At 38.3% G+C, this 21,097-nt stretch carries 16 protein-coding genes; 11 read left to right on the forward strand and 5 right to left on the reverse strand.

Features of this window, described 5'->3' with window-relative positions; translation table 11 throughout:
* The first annotated feature begins 16 nt into the window (after positions 1-16).
* The 4 genes from trpB to MM239_RS07815 all read left to right on the forward strand — a co-directional run bounded on the left by trpB (position 17) and on the right by MM239_RS07815 (position 4,084).
* Positions 17-1,195: a tryptophan synthase subunit beta gene (gene trpB, locus MM239_RS07800; protein ID WP_241347638.1), complete on the forward strand. Its 1,179-nt coding sequence runs from the start codon at positions 17-19 to the stop codon at positions 1,193-1,195.
* A 202-nt stretch (positions 1,196-1,397) separates the two neighbouring features.
* Positions 1,398-2,171 carry a tryptophan synthase subunit alpha gene (gene trpA, locus MM239_RS07805; RefSeq protein ID WP_241347639.1) on the forward strand — a complete coding sequence of 258 codons (774 nt, stop codon included), beginning with the start codon at positions 1,398-1,400 and terminating at the stop codon, positions 2,169-2,171.
* Between the two features lie 3 nt (positions 2,172-2,174).
* On the forward strand, positions 2,175-3,194 hold the full coding sequence (aroF, locus tag MM239_RS07810; protein WP_241347640.1) for a 3-deoxy-7-phosphoheptulonate synthase: 1,020 nt from the start codon (positions 2,175-2,177) through the stop codon (positions 3,192-3,194).
* Positions 3,195-3,304: 110 nt separating this feature from the next.
* A complete protein-coding gene (locus MM239_RS07815) occupies positions 3,305-4,084 on the forward strand; it encodes a phenylalanine 4-monooxygenase (RefSeq protein ID WP_241347641.1) in 780 nt (259 codons plus the stop codon).
* Positions 4,085-4,150: 66 nt separating this feature from the next.
* Here MM239_RS07815 and MM239_RS07820 read toward each other — a convergent pair whose 3' ends face one another.
* Complete coding sequence (locus tag MM239_RS07820; RefSeq protein ID WP_241347642.1) at positions 4,151-5,335, reverse strand: Gfo/Idh/MocA family protein; 1,185 nt, start codon at positions 5,333-5,335, stop codon at positions 4,151-4,153.
* Positions 5,336-5,701: 366 nt separating this feature from the next.
* Positions 5,702-7,090 (reverse strand): 3-keto-disaccharide hydrolase, encoded by a 1,389-nt coding sequence (locus MM239_RS07825; RefSeq protein ID WP_394801499.1) that lies wholly within the window; start codon positions 7,088-7,090, stop codon positions 5,702-5,704.
* A 498-nt stretch (positions 7,091-7,588) separates the two neighbouring features.
* Between MM239_RS07825 and MM239_RS07830 the strand changes: the two genes are divergently transcribed.
* On the forward strand, positions 7,589-8,089 hold the full coding sequence (locus MM239_RS07830) for a hypothetical protein (RefSeq protein WP_241347644.1): 501 nt from the start codon (positions 7,589-7,591) through the stop codon (positions 8,087-8,089).
* 81 nt (positions 8,090-8,170) lie between these two features.
* Here the strand turns inward: MM239_RS07830 and MM239_RS07835 are convergent, their stop codons facing one another.
* Both MM239_RS07835 and MM239_RS07840 read right to left on the reverse strand, forming a co-directional pair.
* Positions 8,171-9,004: an SDR family oxidoreductase gene (locus MM239_RS07835; protein ID WP_241347645.1), complete on the reverse strand. Its 834-nt coding sequence runs from the start codon at positions 9,002-9,004 to the stop codon at positions 8,171-8,173.
* 106 nt (positions 9,005-9,110) lie between these two features.
* Positions 9,111-10,124 carry a LacI family DNA-binding transcriptional regulator gene (locus MM239_RS07840; protein ID WP_241347646.1) on the reverse strand — a complete coding sequence of 338 codons (1,014 nt, stop codon included), beginning with the start codon at positions 10,122-10,124 and terminating at the stop codon, positions 9,111-9,113.
* 141 nt (positions 10,125-10,265) lie between these two features.
* Between MM239_RS07840 and uxuA the strand changes: the two genes are divergently transcribed.
* From uxuA to MM239_RS07870, 6 genes are all read left to right on the forward strand, one after another.
* Entirely contained in the window at positions 10,266-11,450 is a 1,185-nt protein-coding gene (uxuA, locus tag MM239_RS07845; protein WP_241347647.1) for a mannonate dehydratase, read from the forward strand.
* A 637-nt stretch (positions 11,451-12,087) separates the two neighbouring features.
* The gene (locus MM239_RS07850) at positions 12,088-15,291 is read left to right on the forward strand and encodes a SusC/RagA family TonB-linked outer membrane protein (protein WP_241347648.1); all 3,204 of its coding nucleotides are present in this window, start codon (positions 12,088-12,090) and stop codon (positions 15,289-15,291) included.
* 18 nt (positions 15,292-15,309) lie between these two features.
* On the forward strand, positions 15,310-16,755 hold the full coding sequence (locus MM239_RS07855) for a SusD/RagB family nutrient-binding outer membrane lipoprotein (RefSeq protein ID WP_241347649.1): 1,446 nt from the start codon (positions 15,310-15,312) through the stop codon (positions 16,753-16,755).
* Positions 16,756-16,781: 26 nt separating this feature from the next.
* Entirely contained in the window at positions 16,782-17,198 is a 417-nt protein-coding gene (locus tag MM239_RS07860) for a hypothetical protein (RefSeq protein WP_241347650.1), read from the forward strand.
* 133 nt (positions 17,199-17,331) lie between these two features.
* The gene (locus MM239_RS07865; RefSeq protein ID WP_241347651.1) at positions 17,332-18,471 is read left to right on the forward strand and encodes a geranylgeranyl reductase family protein; all 1,140 of its coding nucleotides are present in this window, start codon (positions 17,332-17,334) and stop codon (positions 18,469-18,471) included.
* A gap of 127 nt (positions 18,472-18,598) precedes the next feature.
* Positions 18,599-19,819 carry a GAF domain-containing sensor histidine kinase gene (locus tag MM239_RS07870; protein WP_241347652.1) on the forward strand — a complete coding sequence of 407 codons (1,221 nt, stop codon included), beginning with the start codon at positions 18,599-18,601 and terminating at the stop codon, positions 19,817-19,819.
* Between the two features lie 76 nt (positions 19,820-19,895).
* Here the strand turns inward: MM239_RS07870 and MM239_RS07875 are convergent, their stop codons facing one another.
* Positions 19,896-21,023 (reverse strand): 1-acyl-sn-glycerol-3-phosphate acyltransferase, encoded by a 1,128-nt coding sequence (locus MM239_RS07875; protein ID WP_241347653.1) that lies wholly within the window; start codon positions 21,021-21,023, stop codon positions 19,896-19,898.
* Positions 21,024-21,097: the final 74 nt, after the last annotated feature.

Genomic DNA, 21,097 nt, shown 5'->3' on the forward strand with positions numbered 1-21,097 from the left:
CAAAAAATATATCACAATGATAAAAGTTGATGAAAAGGGTTTTTATGGGAAGTTTGGCGGAGCCTACATTCCAGAGATGCTTCACCCAAATATAGAGGAGTTGAAGGATAGCTATGAGCAAATTATGGCTTCAGAGGAGTTTCAGACCGAGTTCCAATCTTTGCTCAAGGATTATGTTGGACGGCCCACACCATTGTATTTTGCCAAGCGTATATCTGAGAAGTACGGCGCCAAGATTTATTTCAAAAGAGAAGATCTTTGTCATACAGGTGCTCACAAGGTAAATAACACAGTAGGACAAATTATCCTAGCCAAAAAGCTTGGAAAAAAAAGGATTATAGCCGAAACAGGCGCTGGACAGCATGGTGTAGCCACCGCTACAGTTTGTGCTTTAATGGGCTTGGAATGTACTGTGTACATGGGGGCATTAGATATCCAAAGGCAAAGGCCTAATGTAGAGCGTATGAGGATTTTGGGTGCTAAGGTTGTGCCAGCTACTTCAGGTAGTCAGACACTCAAAGATGCTACCAATGAAGCCATGAGACAATGGATCAGCAATCCAGTAGACACACATTATATCATTGGTTCTGTGGTTGGTCCACATCCTTATCCAGAGATGGTAGCCAGGTTCCAGTCTGTGATTTCCGAAGAGATCAAAAGTCAGCTTAAAGAAAAGGAGGGTAGAGAAAATCCAGATATTGTAATAGCTTGTGTAGGTGGAGGAAGTAATGCAGCAGGAGCATTTTATCATTATTATAATACGCCTGAGGTCAGGTTGGTAGCTGCAGAGGCTGCAGGATTAGGAGTCAATTCTGGAAAATCGGCTGCCACTACAGCGCTTGGAACTGAAGGGATTCTTCATGGGAGTAAGACGATTTTGATGCAAACAGAAGATGGTCAAGTAGTGGAACCTCATTCTATATCGGCGGGCTTAGATTATCCGGGTATAGGCCCAGTTCATGCACATTTGTTTGATATAGGAAGGGCGGAATTTGTAGCCGTGGAAGATGAAGACGCTATGAAAGCTGGGATTGAGTTGAGTAGAATGGAAGGTATTATCCCTGCAATAGAAACTTCCCATGCCATCCATGCCCTCAATATGATTGAGTACCAAAAAGGTGATGTGATTGTCATCAACTTGTCAGGAAGAGGTGACAAAGATTTGGATACTTATATCAAATGGGGAGGGTATTGAGATGAAAGAGAAGCGGGAGACGAGAAGCGAGTGAAGGAGAGATTAAAAACAAGAAACCAGAAACAAGAAATAAGAGTGTGGGAGTAGAGGGTAAGATATTGAATCATTGGATGATAGAAACTTATCGCTCAAATCTTATGTCCTAGTTCTTGTATCCTGCATCTAAAATCTGCAATCTGCAATCTACAATCTAAAATTACACATGAATCGATTACAAACATTATTTGAAAATAAAAAAGAGCGGGTACTATCTATTTATTTTACGGCAGGATTTCCGGGGATAGATGATACCATGCCTACCATGGAAGCCATAGCGTCTGCAGGCGCAGATATCATAGAAATAGGAGTGCCATACTCTGACCCAATTGCTGATGGACCTACGATTCAGGATAGCAATATGATTGCATTGGCAAATGGAATGAGCTTGAAGAAGCTTTTTGACCAAATCAAAGACATGAGAAATACTGTCAGTATTCCTGTGGTATTGATGGGTTACTTAAACCCTATTATCCAGTATGGTATGGAGAGATTTCTTCAAAAATGCCAAGAAGTAGGAGTAGATGGCTTGATTTTGCCTGATTTACCCATGCAGCAGTATTTGGATGAATTTAAGGACATGTTCGAAAAGTACGGCCTTAGCAATACCTTTTTGATATCACCCCAGACGAGTGAGGAGCGTATCCGTCAGATTGATGAGCATTCTAGTGGTTTTATCTACATGGTATCCTCACATAGTATCACTGGAGCAAAGACAGGTTTGACCGCTGATCAGATCACTTATTTTAAAAGAGTCCAGGCTATGAATTTGAAGAATCCAAGATTGATTGGGTTTGGGATTTCTGATGCTGAGACATTTACCAATGCTTCCAAATACAGTAATGGGGCTATCATAGGTAGTGCATTTATCAAAACTGTGAAAAACAGCGTAGACTTGAAAGCGTCTATTCATAAATATATAAAGTCTGTAATTCAATAAAATATGATCATACAGTTAAAACAAGGTATCAGTGAAAAGGAAAAGTCAGCCCTAATTGATGAAGTCAATGGGATAGGCTATAAAATCACGGAAGTCAAGACCCAGCTTGGAGATTACTTGATAGGGATTGGTAAAGCTGACTTTGATATTAGAAGGATAGGGAAAAAAGCAGGAATTGCAGACATCCATATCGTATCAGATGAGTATAAGCTGGTGTCGAAAAAGTGGAAGGTAAAACCTACTTCGATTGACTTAGGTGATGGGATATTTGTCAAAGATGGTGATATGGCTATCATGGCAGGGCCATGTTCTATTGAGTCAGAGGATCAGATCAGGAAAGTCATCAACCACTTAAAAGAGAACGATATCAAGTTGATGAGAGGTGGTGTGTTCAAGCCAAGATCTAGTCCATATGCCTTTAGAGGCTTAGGTTTGGATGGACTGAAACTATGGTATGAGTTGGCTCAAGAGGCTGGTATCAAGATCGTCACTGAAGTAATGCAAGTGTCGCAAATCGAAGAAATGTACCCTTATGTAGATATCTACCAAGTAGGAGCTAGAAACACACAGAACTTTAACCTTTTGGATGAACTGGGAAAAGTAGACAAAGCTGTGATGATCAAGAGAGGGATTTCAGGGACAATTGAGGAACTTTTGCAATCAGCTGAGTATGTTTTTTCTGGGGGAAATGAGAAGCTTATCCTTTGTGAAAGAGGGATTAGAACCTATGAAAAAGCAAGTAGAAACACTTTGGATCTAAATGCCGTTCCTATTCTGAAAGCAAAATCACACTTGCCTGTGGTGGTTGATCCCTCACATGGAATAGGCATCCGAGCTTATGTGCCTCAGATGGCACTTGCAGGCGTGATGTCTGGTGCGGATGGAATTATCTATGAAGCACATGAAGTTCCTGACAAAGCTTATTCTGATGGTCAGCAGACATTAGATTTTGCTCAGAGTTCCTTGCTAGCGGATCAGATAAGGAAGACATTCGCCTTACGTAAAACATTTGAATTGCTGTAATTTAGCTTCGAGTGGACGGTGTTTTAAAAAATGATTCGATTGCTTAACTTTGACCATGAAGCATCGTGGTTTCAATACCATAGTGACTAAATAATATAACCCAAATATAAATGATCAATAAAGCAAAAGACTGGGTATTCAGTGACCCACGATTAAAACAAATGAAGCAGGATTACGCTGCTTATACAGAAGAGGACTTTAAAGTTTGGAAGATTCTATTTGAAAGACAAATTGTAAATTTACCAAAAGCTGCTTCTAAGGCATATTTAGATGGAATCAAGGAGATTGGTTTTACTTCTGATAAGATTGCAGATTTCGAAGATGTCAATAGTAGATTAGCTAAGTCAACTGGATGGGCTATTCAGGTTGTTCCGGGGCTTATTGATGATGATTTATTTTTCGGATTGATGAATAACAAACGCTTTTGCTCCTCTACATGGTTGAGGAAAATGGAGCAGCTTGACTATCTTGAAGAGCCAGATATGTTTCATGATGCTTTTGCCCATATGCCTTTGCTCACTAATCAGCCATATGTTGATTTCCTTGAGAGCTTGAGTGGATTGGCCTTGAAGCACATCGAGAACAAGTGGGCTATTGAGATTTTATCTCGGATTTACTGGTTTACTATAGAGTTTGGTTTGATCAGAGAACAAGGTGAAGTCAAGATCTATGGCGCTGGTATTTTAAGTTCAGCTGGGGAGACTAAGTATAGTCTTTCTGATGAGCCTTCACATTTCGATTATGATGTTCGCAAAATCATGAACACACCATACTGGAAGGATAAATTTCAAGATAAATACTTCATCATAGAAAGCTATGAGCAGCTTTATGAGTCTTTACCTGAAATTGCCTCTGTTTTGGAAGACATGGTTTCAGAAGAAGCAAAATGATAGTAAAAAGAGAAAAATATAAACAATGTGGGTTTATATTTTTCTCTTACTTGATTGATGAAAATCTTAGACTTTCCAGAGCTTTAGCTTTCCGTCAAGTAGTGATTCGTTGGCCATGGCAACTGCAATAGCCGTAGAACCTCCATTCATTACGTTGGCGTGTGGCATATCTGCCTCTTCTAGACACCTGTAGAAATCGGTCAATGCATAGAAGCTTCCATCTTTCAGAGGTTCATCTATCAGTCGAATTCCTTTTTTATCAGCTGTCCAGTTTAGTTTGGTGGCTCCTGATACACCATCAACTTCTTGTAACTCTCTGATATGGCCTTCTTCAGCATAGAAATAGCCATCATTAAAGAATAGAGAAACAGTTCCTTTGTTGCCTCTAATTTTGAATACATATCCTTCATGGGCATTCGAGCAGGTAGCTCCAAAATTCCCAATCATTCCAGCTTCATCGTACCGCGCAAGTATCTGCACATTGTCAAAAGTTTCCCTGCCATCTTTGAAAAAATCAATTCCACCAGATGCAAATATACTATCAGGTTTTGTTTCAAAAGCCCAGTGTATAAAGTCCATCTGGTGTGAAAGCAATTCGGCAGCTAAACCTCCAGAGAATTCATGATACATTCTCCAATTTATTTGCCTTTCTAAATCTGGATTGGGAACATGTCTTCTCCAATTGTGATTTCTGTCCCACCTTACTTCTATTTGAGTGACCTTTCCCAAATATCCCGATTGGATATAGTTCTTTACTTTGAAATATAATGGTGAATACCTGTATTGGTGTCCTATTTGGATCACTTGTTTAGGATAATTGGAGGCCAGGTTTTGTAATGTGATTGCTTCTGCAGCCGTATGGGTCATAGCCTTTTCAAGATACACATGCTTTCCAGCTTCCAGGGCTGTTTTTGCTTGTTCGAAGTGAAAGGAAAGGGGAGTGCTGATCAGAATGATGTCCAAATCTTTGTCAGCAGCCATTTGTTTGTGGTCAGTGTACACTTTGATACCTGCACTTTTTCCAATGTTTTTTATTCGATCTGTACGAAAACTTAATGTGTCACATACGGCCGTGACTTTAAACAAATCCGGGATTTGATTGAATACCGTATGAAGTCCGCTTCCCCTGTCACCATAGCCTACTATTCCTACCTTGTATTGTTTCTTCAATCCTTGATGAATAGCAAAAGTCGGCACTGTTGAAGCCAATCCTAATAGGGCACTACTTTTTATAAAATCTCTTCTTTTCAAGGTGTTATTAATTGGTTATTATGCGTTAGGTTTAAATATAGTTGATTTAAAATCACCTATCAAAAATTCTTTGACCAACGGTCTATTTAGAATAATTTGATTGTGGCTTATCTGCTTTACAATCAATGATTGTTAAACGTGCTCTGGTATAGATAGGTATGTCAAAGTATGTTAATTCTTTGTAAGTGGTGCAACACAAATCCATCCAAATGTATTCGGAGGGATTTGGCGAAAATAGGAAGGTCTAATTTCAGCCTTTTTAAAGCATGAACAAAAAATGGCTCTACGTTTCCATAGAGCCATAATTCAAACGATAATTGTTAGTGGTTGGTTATTGATTTTTATACAGCTCAATGTTTATTAAAACTATTTGAGCTCTTTAATTTTTATGTTCTTAAATTTCACTTCATCACCGTGATCCTGAAGTAAAATGTGTCCTTCTTCAGCCTCTCCAAAGTTCTCCCATACTTTGTATTTACTCTGGCTTACGAGATCTCTGTATTCTTCAGATCCTCGGACATATTCTAATACTTTTACACCATTTAGATAGTGTTCTACTTTATTGTCAGGATACACTACAATCCTTCCGTGATTCCATTCTCCTGGTTTTTTGACAAATCTATCTTGCTTATCAGCTGTCTTGAGATCATACAATGATGCCAATGTTCTATTACCGTCGCGACCATTTTTAGCATCTGGATGTCTTTTGTCGTCTAAGATTTGATATTCTAGGCCTATAGCTGATCCTTTGTTTCCTTCTGAAAGGGTTACAAAATACTTTACGCCACTATTGGCTCCTTCCGAAAAATTGAAATCAAACGACAAGTCAAAAGCACTAAACTTATCTTTTGTCACTATATCTCCAAAGCTCATAGATTCAGAGCCATCAGATGCTTCTACCATCAAGATGCCATCTTTGGTATGCCATCCTTTGTCTGGGAAATCGGCTCTATAAGCACCTTTCCAGCCTTCTGAAGATTCTCCATCAAAAAGTAGTTTCCAACCATTTTCTTTTTCATAATCTGTAAGCTTATTGAAGCCAGTGTTTACTACAAATACATCACCTTCAAATGGTTGCGGGTTAAGATTCTCTGTTTGGATTCTGATGTTTCTGAAGTAAGTTTTTTCACCAGCATGAGCTTCATCATAGATTGAGTGTACCTGTAGGCCTATGAATCCTCTGCTGTCCATATCATCAACTACATACGCTACTTCCTGACCATTGATCCAAGATTTTATTTCGTTTCCTATAGCTTCTATTCTGTATTTATTCCATTCTCCCATTTTGAAAGCACTTTTTGCTTCTGGGTTCAGCTCAAGTGGGTATAGCCATCCTCTTCTTGCTTCATCATATAGTCCGCCTGACCATGCTCTTTCTGATGGATCAGCTTCGATTTGGTATCCGTAGACCAATCCTTGGCCATCTCTTGCTGCCTCGTCGAATTGACCTCTAATCATGGCTCCAGAGTTAGAAGAAATGTGGTTGATTTTAAGTTCAAACTCCAAAATGAAATCTTCAAACGTCTCTTCAGTAATCAAAAAAGTATTTGGCGTGCCATACACTGCAGTGCCGACAATTTCTCCATCCTTAATTTCGAAATCTGCTTTTCCCATTACAGCTTTCCATCCATCGAGACTTTGACCATCGAAAAGTGAAACCCAGCCATCTTCTTCAACAGGGTCTTCACTATTGCATGTTTGCGAGGTTAAACCTAAAAGCAAGATAAAACATATAGGATATAGTTTTTTTAAGATCATATAGATTTGAGTTTTGTTAATTCGAAGTACAAGATTGAAAATAATTTATAAAAAAGCGATGATAACAAGAGACAATTACGAAATCGATTGCGATTCGAATATGGAAATTTGCTTGCTTGTAAGATATGATAACTTAGCCAAAGCTATCTTTTAAATTATGATTGGGTTTATATAATTTATGGTTTTAATTATAAAATATATAACTATTTTAATAGTGTGTTTTCATTGGATTTCGATCTAATAGAGATTTGATTATGTTTTGAAGATAGTTAGAAGGGGATATGCCTTTAATTATGATAGTTGGCATATGAATCATGCTATTTTTTAAAAAAATTAAACAATTTTTTTACAGTTAACTATGCTGATAATGGGTTAGTTATGCTTTTATGTTGAATTATTTTAATTTTTCTTGTAGCACTTTGAAGTTTCATGGCGTCTAGGCAAATGTGAGCGCTCAAAAATTGAATTTCAAACAAATCAAAAAGAAAATTAATCATGAGAAAGACCAATCTATTATTAATCGCCTTGGCATGTACTTTTGCCTTCTTTAGTTGTAATGATGATGAAAATCCTTGTCAGGATCAGACTTTGAATGCATTTCGTGTAGTGGCTCAAGATGAGGCTGGTGAAAACATTTATTCAGAAGATTCAGAATGGGATGCAGATGCAGTGACAATTACTTATTTGGATGAAGAAGGCGAAAGGGTGGTTGTCGATTTTGAAGTTATGGAATATACTTCAGGTGATATTTACTTTGAGTCACAAGAAATGTCAGAATTGAGTCTTGATGGCACAATTGAATTCTTGGTAAGCTTGAATGAAGAGCTGTCTTACGTGGTAAGCTATGTGGTAGAAAGAAATACAGATGGTGATTGTGTTGCTTATGAATATGAAGCCACTGATGAAGATGGAGAGAATTTAGGAGTTACTTCTGGATTGAACCCTGGTGCTTATGTACTAGTAGTACCAGTTCCTGGTGACCCAGAAGGTGAGTAAGATATAATAATCTACTTGTTAAATATAATAGAAAGAGGTTGCCAATTTAATTTGACAGCCTCTATTCTTTTTTAGGTTTAGCTATACGCCAGCATAAGCTGAAAACCCTCCGTCAACTGGTACAACAACGCCAGTCACAAAAGCCGAAGAAGGATCAAGGAGCCACAAAAGTGTAGAAGATAAGTCCTCTGGATTTCCAAATCTTTCTAAAGGGGTTTGATTGATGATCTGCTGTCCTCTCGCAGTGAGACTACCATCTTCATTGGTCAATAGTGCCCTGTTTTGATCTGCCAAGAAGAATCCAGGAGCAATGGCATTGACCCTTATGCCTGTTTTAGAAAAATGTATCGCTAGCCATTGGGTAAAATTGGAGATTGCGGCCTTTGCACTACTGTATGCAGATACTTTTGTCAATGGTTTGATTGCAGACAAAGATGAGATATTTACAATTGAGCAATCATTTTTACCTATCATGTCTTTGGCAAAAACCTGTGTGGGTAGAAGTGTACCTAACATGTTCAAATCAAAAACATGCTTGAACCCCACTGTATCTAAATCAAAGAAAGTTTTTATGGACTCATTTTCTAGATCTTCTTTGAGAAGGTAAGGCTTGTCAGTAATGCCATCGGGGTGATTTCCACCTGCCCCATTGATAAGAATGTCACACGTTCCCCAGGCTGATTTTATAACCTTGTAAGCATCTTCTAAGGAGGCTTTATCTAAGACATCAGCAGGAACACCAATAGCTTCGCCTCCAGTTTTGTTGATTTCTTCAGCAAAAGTCTCTGCTTTTTCTTTGCTTCTCCCCATGATCACTACTTTGGCACCAGCTATTGCAAGTGCTTTGGCCATGGATCCACACAATACACCATACCCTCCTGTGACAATGGCTACTTTACCTTTTATTCCTTTCATTTTATGATATTTATTTCTCTTTTTTGTGCTAAAATTTTATTTGAATTTCGGGAAAATTGATTGATTCGAGTCTGCAAATGGCTGCTTTTTATGCAATCGATTCCAGTTATTTTGAGCTTTCCCTAATGGTAAGCTTTGAAGGAAGTTCGATCTTTTTATCTTCAAACAAATCAATGTCTTTATTTTTCAAACCCTTGATAAGTTCCTTGGCACAGGCGCTACCGAGCTCAAAAGCTGGTTGAGCGATCGTACTCAAAGAAGGGGATAATAAATCAGCGAACTGCATATTCGTAAAGCTTACTACTTTCACTTGATAAGGAATTTTTATTCTCAATTTATGCAATGCCCTAAAAGTGGCAATCCCTAACTTTTCTGCAGCGGCCAAAACACCATCAGGTCTACTGATTTTGTAAAATAGCGTTTCTAATGATTTTTGATTTTCAACATCATCATGTCCAAAGCCGATCAAAAGGGTTTTATCATAGGGTAACCCTTTTTCATTGTGTGCTTTGATAAACCCTTCTTTTCTTGCCTTTCCAACACTACTGGTATTTGATAAGCCAAGAAAAGCTATTTTTTTACATCCTTGATCTAATAGATGCTTTGTTCCATGATAAGCTGACTCTAAATCATTTGTGGTGTACTTGATGCCTGCTACATTTTGCGCAACGCGATCAAAAAATACTACTGGAATGTTTTTTTCTCGCAACCATTCTAAGTGCTGCACTTCTTTTTCTTCGTCAGCTAGGGAAATAACTATAGCATCAACTTTTCCACCAAGGAGGCTGTATACGATTTTCTTTTCTTGCTCCACATCTTCGTAGGAATTGTAGACAATGAGACTATATCCTTCTTCTCTACATACCGTTTCTAGTCCTTCTATTACAAGGTTGAAAAAATTGTTGACACGGTCTGGTACGATTACACCAATGGTTTTACTTTTTTGCTCACGCAAGCTCCTTGCGTTTGCGTTAGGTTGAAAGTTGAGTGACTTAGCCAAATCAAGCACGCGCTTTTTGGTCTTGTCGCTGATTTCATGGCTATCGTTCAGAGCTCTTGAAACAGTCGAGGAGGCGAGGTTTAACTTTTCCGCCAAGTATTTGATGGTTATCTCTGACATGAGTGCTAATTAATACTTTTCTTGCCTGCAAGCTTAAATATGCACAAAAAAATCGGAAACGATTGCACAAGATTGTAATATTAAGGTCAAAGAAAATGAGAATATTTTTACCTTCGAACTCCTAAAAACAAATTTGAAAAGATGAGTCAGCAATTCTTGATGAAGCAAACCATGCGTTGGTATGGCCCTAATGATCCAGTTTCCTTATCAGATATCAGACAAGCTGGGGCCACTGGTGTAGTATCAGCGCTTCACCATATTCCTAATGGAGAAGTTTGGCCTGTTGAGGACATTCAAGAACGAAAGGTGCTAATTGAGTCATCGGGATTAACATGGGATGTAGTGGAGTCGGTTCCAGTGCATGAACATATTAAGACCCGTCAAGAAGATTTTCAGGTTTATATTGAGAACTATCGCCAAAGCCTGATCAACTTGGCCTCTCAAAATATCAAAACTGTTTGCTATAATTTTATGCCGATTTTAGATTGGACTAGGACTGATTTGGCTTATACTTTGGCAAATGGAGCGAAGGCTTTGAGGTTTGAAATGGATGCAGTGGTTGCGTTTGACCATTTTATTTTAAAAAGACCTGGAAGTTCAAAATCCTATACCAAAGATCAGCTTGATCGTGCATTAGCCTATTTGGAAAAACTAGATGAGAAAGACATAGAGCAGCTAGTGAGCAATGTGATCAAAGGACTTCCTGGCTCTGAAGAGGGTTATAGTTTAACACAATTTCAAGAGGCCCTGGACGCTTATAAAGAGATAGACCATGATAGACTTGCTGCAAATTTATCATTGTTTTTGAATGAAATCATTCCTACTGCAGCTGATAATGGTGTTAGGTTAGCGATTCACCCTGATGATCCTCCTTTTGACATTTTTGGATTACCTAGAGTGGTAAGTAATGCCTCAGATATCAAGCGGATTTTGAATGCAAATCCAAACCAGAGCAATGGATTGACTTTTTGTACAGGGTCGTTCGGTGTATTGGGATCCAACGATTTGCCAGAAATGGTCAGAACTTTCGGTGATAGAATTCATTTCATTCACCTTAGAAGTACCAAAAGGGATGATTTAGGTAATTTTTTCGAAGCTGATCACCTGGACGGAGACGTTCCGATGGAAGAAGTTGTCTATGAACTGCTGCAATGTCAAGCCAATAGAAAAGAATCTCTCCCAATGAGGCCTGACCATGGCCATCAGCTGTTAGATGATTTATCTAAGTTAACCAATCCAGGATATTCTGGCATTGGTAGGTTAAAAGGATTAGCTGAACTGAGAGGATTAGAATTAGGTCTAGCCTGGAAAGGTCAAAAAGGGTAGGTATCAATATTTGATTTTACACATTTGCGCTATCAGAAATAAGTTTGGAGTAAACCTTACTTAAACCAGATTCTTATTTATCAGCTAAGTTTTCATTGAGCAGGTAGTTATGAGATTCTATATTTTCTTTAACGCAACTTTTTATATCTTTCCTTGTAAGGTCATATACCTAAATGTAGAAGTTTGACTATTCTTTTGTTTGAAGACAGCAAATGGATTTTTTGCCATAATTTCGTTTTTTTTTAGATAAATGAGTATATTTCTAATGTTGAATTGCAGAATTAATTAATTTATATGCAAGAATTGATGATTTTCCGTCGGTTATTTCAGGTGTTAAGACTTGAGCGTTAGGAATTTGTCAACTCACAAATTTCAATGATATTAAGATTTATTAGATAATTCATAAACGATTTAGATAATCTATGCTGTGGATTTGTCAGTCGGTCTGAAATTTTATATTTCGGTTTTATTAATTACCAATTCCCAAAAATTTCCATTCTATTAATCAACTTGTTCATAACAACCATGCCTTGTTTTTTTGAAAATAGGGTGATGTTAGGAGATGCTCGTGCGGAAAATAGTCAGGAAATTTTTGAAACAATTAAAATCTATTTATTAACCCTTTAAAAGAGATTACATGATCAGAAAATTTACGAGTAGTTTGTGCTTACTGATTTTATTGCTGTGTGCCCATACCTTGCATGCACAGCAAATGACAGTGAGAGGAGTAGTGACATCGAAAGAAGACGGAGAGCCGTTACCAGGAGTGAGTATTTTGATACAAGGTACGACTTCTGGTGCAGTCACAGATATAGATGGTACTTTTGAAATACAGGTGCCTTCAGGAAATGGGACATTAGAGTTCTCATATATAGGTTTTGAAAGACAAAATGTAGCCATTAGAAATAGAAGTACTATAAACGTGGAAATGTCACCAGATGTGTCTCAACTATCTGAGGTAGTTGTAACTGCATTTGGTTTGACCCAAGAAAAGAAAAAACTAGCTTTTTCTCAGCAGGAAGTAGGCTCCTCTGAAATTTTAGCTTCAAGAGAACAAAACGTTGTAGATGCCCTCAACGCAAAAGTGGCAGGTGTACAAGTGACTCGACAAGGTGGTTCAGCAGGTGCTGGTTCTAGTATTGTCATTAGAGGTATTCAGTCTATTTCTGGACAGAATCAACCACTTTTTGTAGTAGATGGTGTTCCCATCAATAATGCATTCAGGTCTTCTACTGGCTCTTCCACTGGAGTAGATAATGCAAATAGAGCCATAGACATTAACCCTAATGATATTGAGAGTATCTCTGTTCTGAAGGGACCAGCAGCAACATCATTGTATGGTATTCAAGGAGCAACTGGAGTGGTGCTTATTACCACTAAGAAAGGTTCAAAAAAGAAGGGCTTCACTGTAGATATAGCGACAAATACTTCTACGGATAGGATTATGAACTATTTTCCTGCGCAACTTACCTATAGCCAAGGAGATAATGGCCTTTATAATGGAGGTACTACGTTCAATCACTATGGAGCACCTATCTCCACTTTGAGATATGATGAGACAACAGCTTCTGTAAAAGATCCTAGAGGTACTATTGTGGATATGAATCATCCAAACGCAGGTCCAAGAGTACCTGTGTATGATAATCAGCGTTTGTTTTTTCAGAATGGTTTTACCAACGATTCTCACGTAGCTGTATCTTCTTCCAATGATAAATCAAGCTTTTATCTTTCTATAGGTAACATGTACCAAGAAGGTATCATCCCAAACAATACATTCAACAGAACTTCATTTAAACTTACAGCAGATTCCAAACTTAGCGAAATGGTTAAGATTGGAGGGTCTGTAAATTATGTAAACAGTAGAAGTACCAAGTTTGGTAGAGGTGATAACTTCTCGGATGCGATTCAAGGTTTGTATAGAACACCACCTTCATTTGACAATTCTGCAGGTTTTGTCTATCCAAGTGGTATTCAAAGAAACTTTAGAGGTGCACTTGATGGCTCTCAGCCATTTAGCCCGGATAACCCATTTTGGACGGTAAATAATAATCCTTACAATGATAATGTCAACAGGTTTATTTCTTATTTACTTACTGAAATTACACCTACATCATGGTTGACTATTACACACCGTTTGGGTTTTGATTTTGCAAATGAAGATAGAACTCAAATCTGGGCTCCTTCATCTGCCGGTGGGGATGCTGTGGCAGCGAGTGGTGCATTAGGGGGAAGAATTGTTGAAGATAATTATACAGATCGTATCATCAATTCAGACTTCATCATTTCTGCAAATAAGGATTGGAATGAAAAGTTTTCTTCAACTTTCTTAGTTGGACACAATGTTTTTGCGACCAATAATTCTCAGATCTACATGAGTGGAAGGAACTTTGCCATTCCTGGACTATTCAATATTGCAAATACGCAAGAAAACCCAGTTTTCACCAATACAGAGGCTAGAAGAATGACACAAGCAGTTTTTGGAAGAGCAAGTTTGGGTTATCTGAATTCTGTGTTTTTGGAGCTTTCTGCAAGGAATGAATGGGCATCAACTTTACCTTCTAGTAACAGGTCTTTTACTTATGGTAGTGCAGGCTTGAGTGTTGTACTTACTGATTTATTGAATGTTCAAAGCAACACGTTCAGTTATGCGAAACTGAGAGGGTCTTATGCTGGTGCAGGAAATATTCCTCCTGCTTATACCACAGAAACCTTTTACAATGTTGCAACGACGGGTACTAGGTATGCAGGAGGTGTTAGATTTCCATTAGATGGTGTAGGTGGAGTGTTGCTTAGTTCAGCAGCAGGAAATTCTGGATTGAGAGCTGAATTTACCAATACCATGGAGATTGGAGCTGATATCAGGTTGTTTGAGAACAAGCTAGGGATAGATGTGACGTATTACAATGCGGTCAGCCGTGATCAAATCGTCTCAGTTCCAATTCCAGCATCTACAGGTTTTACTACTCAATTGACAAATGCTGGTGAGATTCAAAACAGAGGGATCGAAGCTGTATTGAATGGTACCGTCCTTGATAGAGGAGATTTCTCTTGGGATATGATAGTTAATTTCACCAGAAATAGAAACTATGTCAACTCACTTCCTAACGATGAACCGATAGTTGACAATGTTTTTGGAGCTAGAATTCAGCGTAGATTGATTCCTGGGGAGCAATTTGGTGTATTTTATGGAAATGCTTTCTTGAGAAATGAAAATGGTGATATCCTCATCAACCCTCAGGGGTTTCCGATATTAGACCCAGAGCAAAGACAAGTAGGAAATCCCAACCCTGATTACTTGATAGGTTGGAGGAATAATTTCAACTACAAGAACTTCAGCCTTTCAATGCTTTGGGATTTGAAAAAGGGTGGAGACGTAGTCAATGTGACCTCATTCTGGATGGGTAATGGATCGGGAGTTGCTGATCATACTTTAGATAGAAACAAGATGGTTGTCTATCGTGGTATTATCCAAAATCCAGGAGGTGACAATGATGGTCAGCCAAATGATATTCCTGTAGCATTGAATCAAGCAGCATTTCAAGGCTCAGGTTCGGCTGTGGCTGTTGGTAGAGAGTTGGCTGAAAGATGGGTGCAGGATGGCTCATGGGTTAGGCTTCGTGACATCACTTTGTCTTATAGACTTTCTTCCAGAGCGGCCAATAAGCTTGGTATGAGCAGGGCCTCAGTTGGTGTTTATGGAAGAAATTTACTACTGTTTACAAATTACGGTGGGATAGATCCAGAGACTAATTTGAATGGACCAAATAGCTTGGTAGGTGTAGATGCATTTACTACACCGAACATGAGAAGTTATGGTGCCACCTTAAACATGTCTTTTTAACTTTAAAACATGAAAGCGATGAAAATTAAAATAATAACCATATTAATGTTGCTCTTTGTGTTCGTATCATGTGAGCCATTTGATGAAATTAATGATAATCCGAATCAAGCGACAGATGCATCTATTCAAGTAATATATCCTGCAGTGACAGCATCCTTTGTGTATGGGATCAATGGAGAGGCTGCTCAGTTTACCAGTATATTGATGCAATACCTCACAGGAGTCCTTGGAGATCAGCAGCAAGTCAATAATTATTCGTTTGTACTTGATATGAGTGATGCGACTTGGAATAGATTCTATACCAACTGTCTGCTCAATATTAAGAACATAAAAGAGAAATCAGAGGAACTTGGTGCAAGCCATTACTTAGGGACTTCAAAAATCATGGAAGCTATCATCATAGGTTATTCAGTTGACCTTTGGAACGATATTCCATATTCTGAAGCGCTTGATCTAGAAGCACACAGGCAGCCAGCATTTGATAATGCTGAGGAGCTGTACCAAAGAGTTTTTCAATTACTTGATGAAGGTATTGCTGACCTCAATACTGAAAGCACTACAAGCCCAAGTACAAACGATTTGATCTATCGAGCAAATAATGAAAATGCTTGGAGAACAAATTCAAGACCTAGGTGGATCATGCTAGCTAGGGCTATGAAAGCGAGGTTTCATAACCACTTAAGCAAGGTAGACCCATCGGGTTCAGCTACAGCTACGCTTGCAGCTATCGATGAAGGAACATTCACTTCTAATGCTGATCAACCAAATGTGCTATTTGGATCTGAGTTTGCAGGTCCTTGGTTTCCATTCTTCCAAACTACATTCGGTGAAAATAATGTTGCCATCAGTCAAAGATTGATTGACTTGCTTAGAGATAGGGTAGCTGTGGGAACTGATGATCCGAGACTCCCTTTTTACGTGGCAGCAACTACGGGTGGACTATATATCGGTACACCGAATGGCGCTACCTCCAGACCTACAGGTTCTGTGATCCCTGGTCCTTATCTGAACAGAAGAGAGGCTCCTACACCTGTACTCAACTTCTCTGAATTGAAGTTTATTGAAGCCGAAGCGGCTCTTCGTGCAAATCTTCCTGAAAGAGCTGCTACTGCATTCAATACCGCCGTTGCGGCTTCTATTCAAAGAGTTACTGGTGCTTCTCATGCTGAATATATTGCAGCTTTCGGAAGTGAAACAGCGACTTCATTGACTTTAGAAAAGATCATGACAGAAAAGCATATAGATCTCTTCTTACAGCCAGAAGCCTGGGCAGATTGGAGAAGGTCTACACCTGTAAATGCTAATAATACAGTTTCGGGTATACCTACTTTAGTTCCTTCACCTACCAATTCTACTCAAGGAGCATTCCCTAGAAGATTTATTTATCCTAATAGAGAAGTAGTCAATAATTCTGCAAATACTCCTTCTGTTACCAATCAGGATAGAATATTCTGGGATAGATAATTTGTTGGTTCTTAAACAATAAAAAAATGAAAAAATTAATATATATAGCTTTCAGTTTGTTTGCTTCTTTGATGGTTTCTTCCTGTATTTTGGAAGAAGTAGAGCCAGAGTATGATATTGTCGGCGCAGTTGGAACGATTGCTAACTTGACAGCCAATACTACTACTCCCACAGTAGGGCAAACAGTCACATTTACCGTGACTTTCTATTCAGAACATGAGAACGCCACATCTTTGAGAATGAACAGGCTTAATGGTACAACTGCTACCAATTTGAGTACCATAGATTTCAATAGCTGGAACAAGGAAGACTCTAGGGTCGAAACATTTCAATATGAAATTCCAGAAGGTACTACACCTGGAGCATTGGTGATCCAGTTTGAATTAATAACGAGTAGTGGTTTCTCTACAACAAGAAACATTACACTTACTGTCCAGTCCTAATGCTATAAGTATTTGGATTTGATAGTTTTAAATCAGGCTGTCTCAGGTTATTCAAGCAAATTGGATATCGTTGAGACAGTCTATTTTTTTGCTTTGATATCAATGATCAGGCTATTCTGTGCTATATTTCGGCATGAAAAACTTTGATGTAGTCGTTGTAGGATCTGGCCCTGCTGGTGGAATGGCAGCCTTGGAAGCGGCAAAAGGAGGCTTGAGCGTCGCAATCTTGGAGAAGGAATCTTTACCAAGGTACAAGACTTGTGGAGGTGGCTTGGTATTTAGGGGTAGGGAAATGTTGCCTTTTGATTTCAATCATGTAATCATGAGTTCTTACAATGATCTGTATATATATTTTGATCATATGGAGCTCCCGCTAGTCGCAAAAAGAGATTACCCCATTGTGACCATGATTATGCGAGATAGTTTCGATGAGCTGATTGTAAAAGAAGCAGGGAAATTTGGAGCCATACTTCTTGAAAATCATCAACTCAAAGGCATAGAGTTTCAAGAAAGTATTCAGCTGATAACTTCTCAAGGATCTATTTCATGTAAATACCTCATAGCGGCTGACGGAGTGATGGGGCCGACTGCGAAGCTAGCTGGATGGAAGGAGACTAGAAAGACTATCCCAGCATTGGAATATGAAATTGAAGTTGATTCAGAGTCTTTTGAAAGGTTATCCAAAGAAGCAAGGTTTGATATTGATGCCATACCCAAAGGTTATGGTTGGTGTTTCCCAAAGAAAAATCACTTATCCGTAGGTGTAGGGACATTTGAAAAGCGTAAAGTTAACTTAAGAGAATATTATCACGAATATGTGAAAAAGCTTGGGGTCAAGGAAGTGATTTCTGAGCAAGCACATGGTTTCCAAGTTCCTGTTTCACCGAGAACAGACGGTTTTGTTCGGCAAAATGTATTCCTGACAGGCGATGCTGCTGGGTTTGCAGATCCATTGACAGCTGAAGGTATCACAAACGCCCTATACTCTGGGAGTTTAGCTGGAAAGGCGATTGCACAAAATTTTAATTCCCCAACTTTAGCTGAGCAAGCCTACCTAGAGGCATTAGAGGAAAGATTATTACCAGAGTTGAAATTCACAGGATATCTCGCAAAGTTATTTTATCATCAAAAAACCCTAAGGAATTTTTTGATGAAGCAAAATGGCCAAAGGTATTGTGAAAAAATCACCGACGTTTACACTGGACATCTTGAACTGAGCAAAGAAGTGAAGGCGAGGATTTTAAAGAATCTTGGTTTTGGGATCTTTAACTAATGCAAGGATTTAAATATCCTTTTGTTAGAATCTCCAGGTAAAAAAACCTAATTTATATTTTGGATTTAAACAATGTTCGTATCTTAAGATTGAAATGCAAGTATAAATTAAAATTAACAGCCTTTTAATGTCACCTAATCAGCCGCCAATCCCCAAAAATGAGTTTGATAGAATTCTATCACTTTCTGAATTTGATTTAGACTATACCGATCTTGAAAAGCACTTCAAAGACCTAACAAAACTTGCTGCAAAAGTTTCTGGTACAGAGATTTCTCTAATAAATCTTATAGATTCTTTTACGCAATGGTCTGTATCAGGTTATGGAATTGGAACTGGTCAAACACCCAGAGAAGAGTCTGTATGTCAGTATACTTTGATGGAGAATGAATATTTTGAAGTTAAAGATTTGAGAATAGACCATAGATTTGAAAGCCGTATTTATATGGAAGGGGATAAGAGGTTGGTTTATTATTTGGGCGTTCCCCTTACCACAACTGAAGGTCACAACTTGGGTGCCTTGTGTGTTTTAGACAATGATGTAAGGGAGCTTTCTCAAGAAAAGATAGAACTTCTCAAAATCATAGCTGATGAGATTGTCAACAGGCTTAAAATCATGAAAGCCGTAAACGAACTTAAGAATAAGATGCTTGAGATAAAGCAGAATCAAAAAAAAGTAGCACATGATATTCGAGGTCCTATTGGGGGGATTATTGGTTTGGCGAAAATCATTCAAGATCAAGGTAAAGATAACCAACTAGATGAGGTTCTTGATTTTATTAACTTGATCCAAAAAAGTGGTAGCTCTGTGTTAGAATTGGCAGATGAGATTCTTTCGCAAGACTATCCAAAACAGCAGGTCGCAGCGCAAGAAATCAACCACAGTATAGCTTATAGCTTGGAAACATTGAAGCAAAAGCTCATAGATATGTTTGGAGCCCAAGCAAAGCACAAGAAGATTCGTTTTAGTGTTTCCAATGCAGAAGGAATGGAGGATGTGCCATTTCCTAAAAACAAACTTTTACAAATCATTGGAAACTTGATTTCCAATGCGCTCAAATTCACTCAAGAAAATGGGGAAGTCTCTGTGGCTTTAGATATAAATGAGCAATCTGAAGACAAGCGATTCTTGGTAGTGAAAGTGAAAGATTCTGGAATTGGTATCAGTCAAAAGAGAATAGAAGAAATATTAGATGGTCAAGCGAAATCCACAGGTGGGACAAGTGGTGAGCAAGGTTATGGTTTTGGCCTTGCTTTAGTCAAACATCTAGTGGATAAAGCTTCAGGAACAATGTCAATTGAATCAAAAGACAACCAAGGAACTTATTTCTCAATTTCATTACCAATCTAATACTTTAATAGTGGCTTTTCTACTGATTTGAATGTGACCCAATATCAATCAAACCTCCTAATTTATTGAATGGAGGTTAGTTGTTTTTGGCTTTATTCAAGACAGGGTTGGCATACATGTCTAGGTAGCTCTTGAATGCAACTGGATTGGATGTATCCACACCTTTTTGGAACCTTCTTTCGAACAATGCTTTCTCTTCTTGTGAATATTTAGCTTGATAGGTAGATGTATTCAAAAGTAAATCATGCGCGATATAGTTACTCGGCCAAAGTTTAAAGCCTTTAAGGATTTGTTGGTCGAGTAGGTCTGCAATCAATTGAAACTGCTTGTTGCCATTTGATTCCTCTTTTCCTATTTGGGCTATTTGATCATTGAGCACTTCTCCAATATGAATATGGATTCGTTTTTTTTGTCCCATGATTCCACTGAGTAGCGTTATGAAATCTTCGTTTTCTGCTTTGATATAGCTTTCTGATCTTGCTTTTGCAAGAAGTTCTGGCATTTTGAGCATATCGGTAGGATCATATTCATAAGAAATTGATACTGGCACGATGTTTAATTTTTTAAAATAGTCAATAGCATTGTTTTCATCCGATGCCATTGATATCATTTTCAATACACCTTTATGTGTTTGATCATTACCATCTTTGGTTCGACCTTCTCTTTGAGCGATCCATACAGACCTATTTTCTCTCAAAAGGGAGTTCTTTATGTAAGCTGAAGTCAGTTTGGAACTCTCTAACAACTCCCTGGCAGGTAAGCCTCTTTTGATAATGAAATTTCGAGTTAGTCGAGAAAGGGTATTAAGAAAGGGTTTTTTGACCAAATTATCGCCAATTGCAGAGGTCGTCATAGACAAACCATGCTCGTACAAGCTGGCATTGAGGAGTGAAGTGTCAAGAATTATGTCCCGATGGTTCGAAATAAAAAGATAGGATACATTTTTTTCTAAATTTTCAAAGCCGCTAGTGGTCAGCCCTTCAGAGCTTTTCTCCAGTACTTTTTGCACCCCAGGATAGATAAAATTGATCTGAAAATCTCTAATAGAATGGCAATGTGACATCAAGTCCCTCCAATAGTCATCACTTACACCGGGAAAAGTGAAATTCATCATCTCCTTCAGCATCGGATGCATTAAAATATCTTTTATAGCTTGATCTACTTCCGTATCGTAAAAAGGCCTAATTTCTTCAAATGGGGACATGCTTTTGTTTTTTGTGCTACGCAAATAAACAAAAAAATGCTGAAACACGTCTATCAGGCAACTGTACTAATATT

The organism is Belliella filtrata (assembly GCF_022549775.1).
Lineage (GTDB): Bacteria > Bacteroidota > Bacteroidia > Cytophagales > Cyclobacteriaceae > Belliella > Belliella filtrata.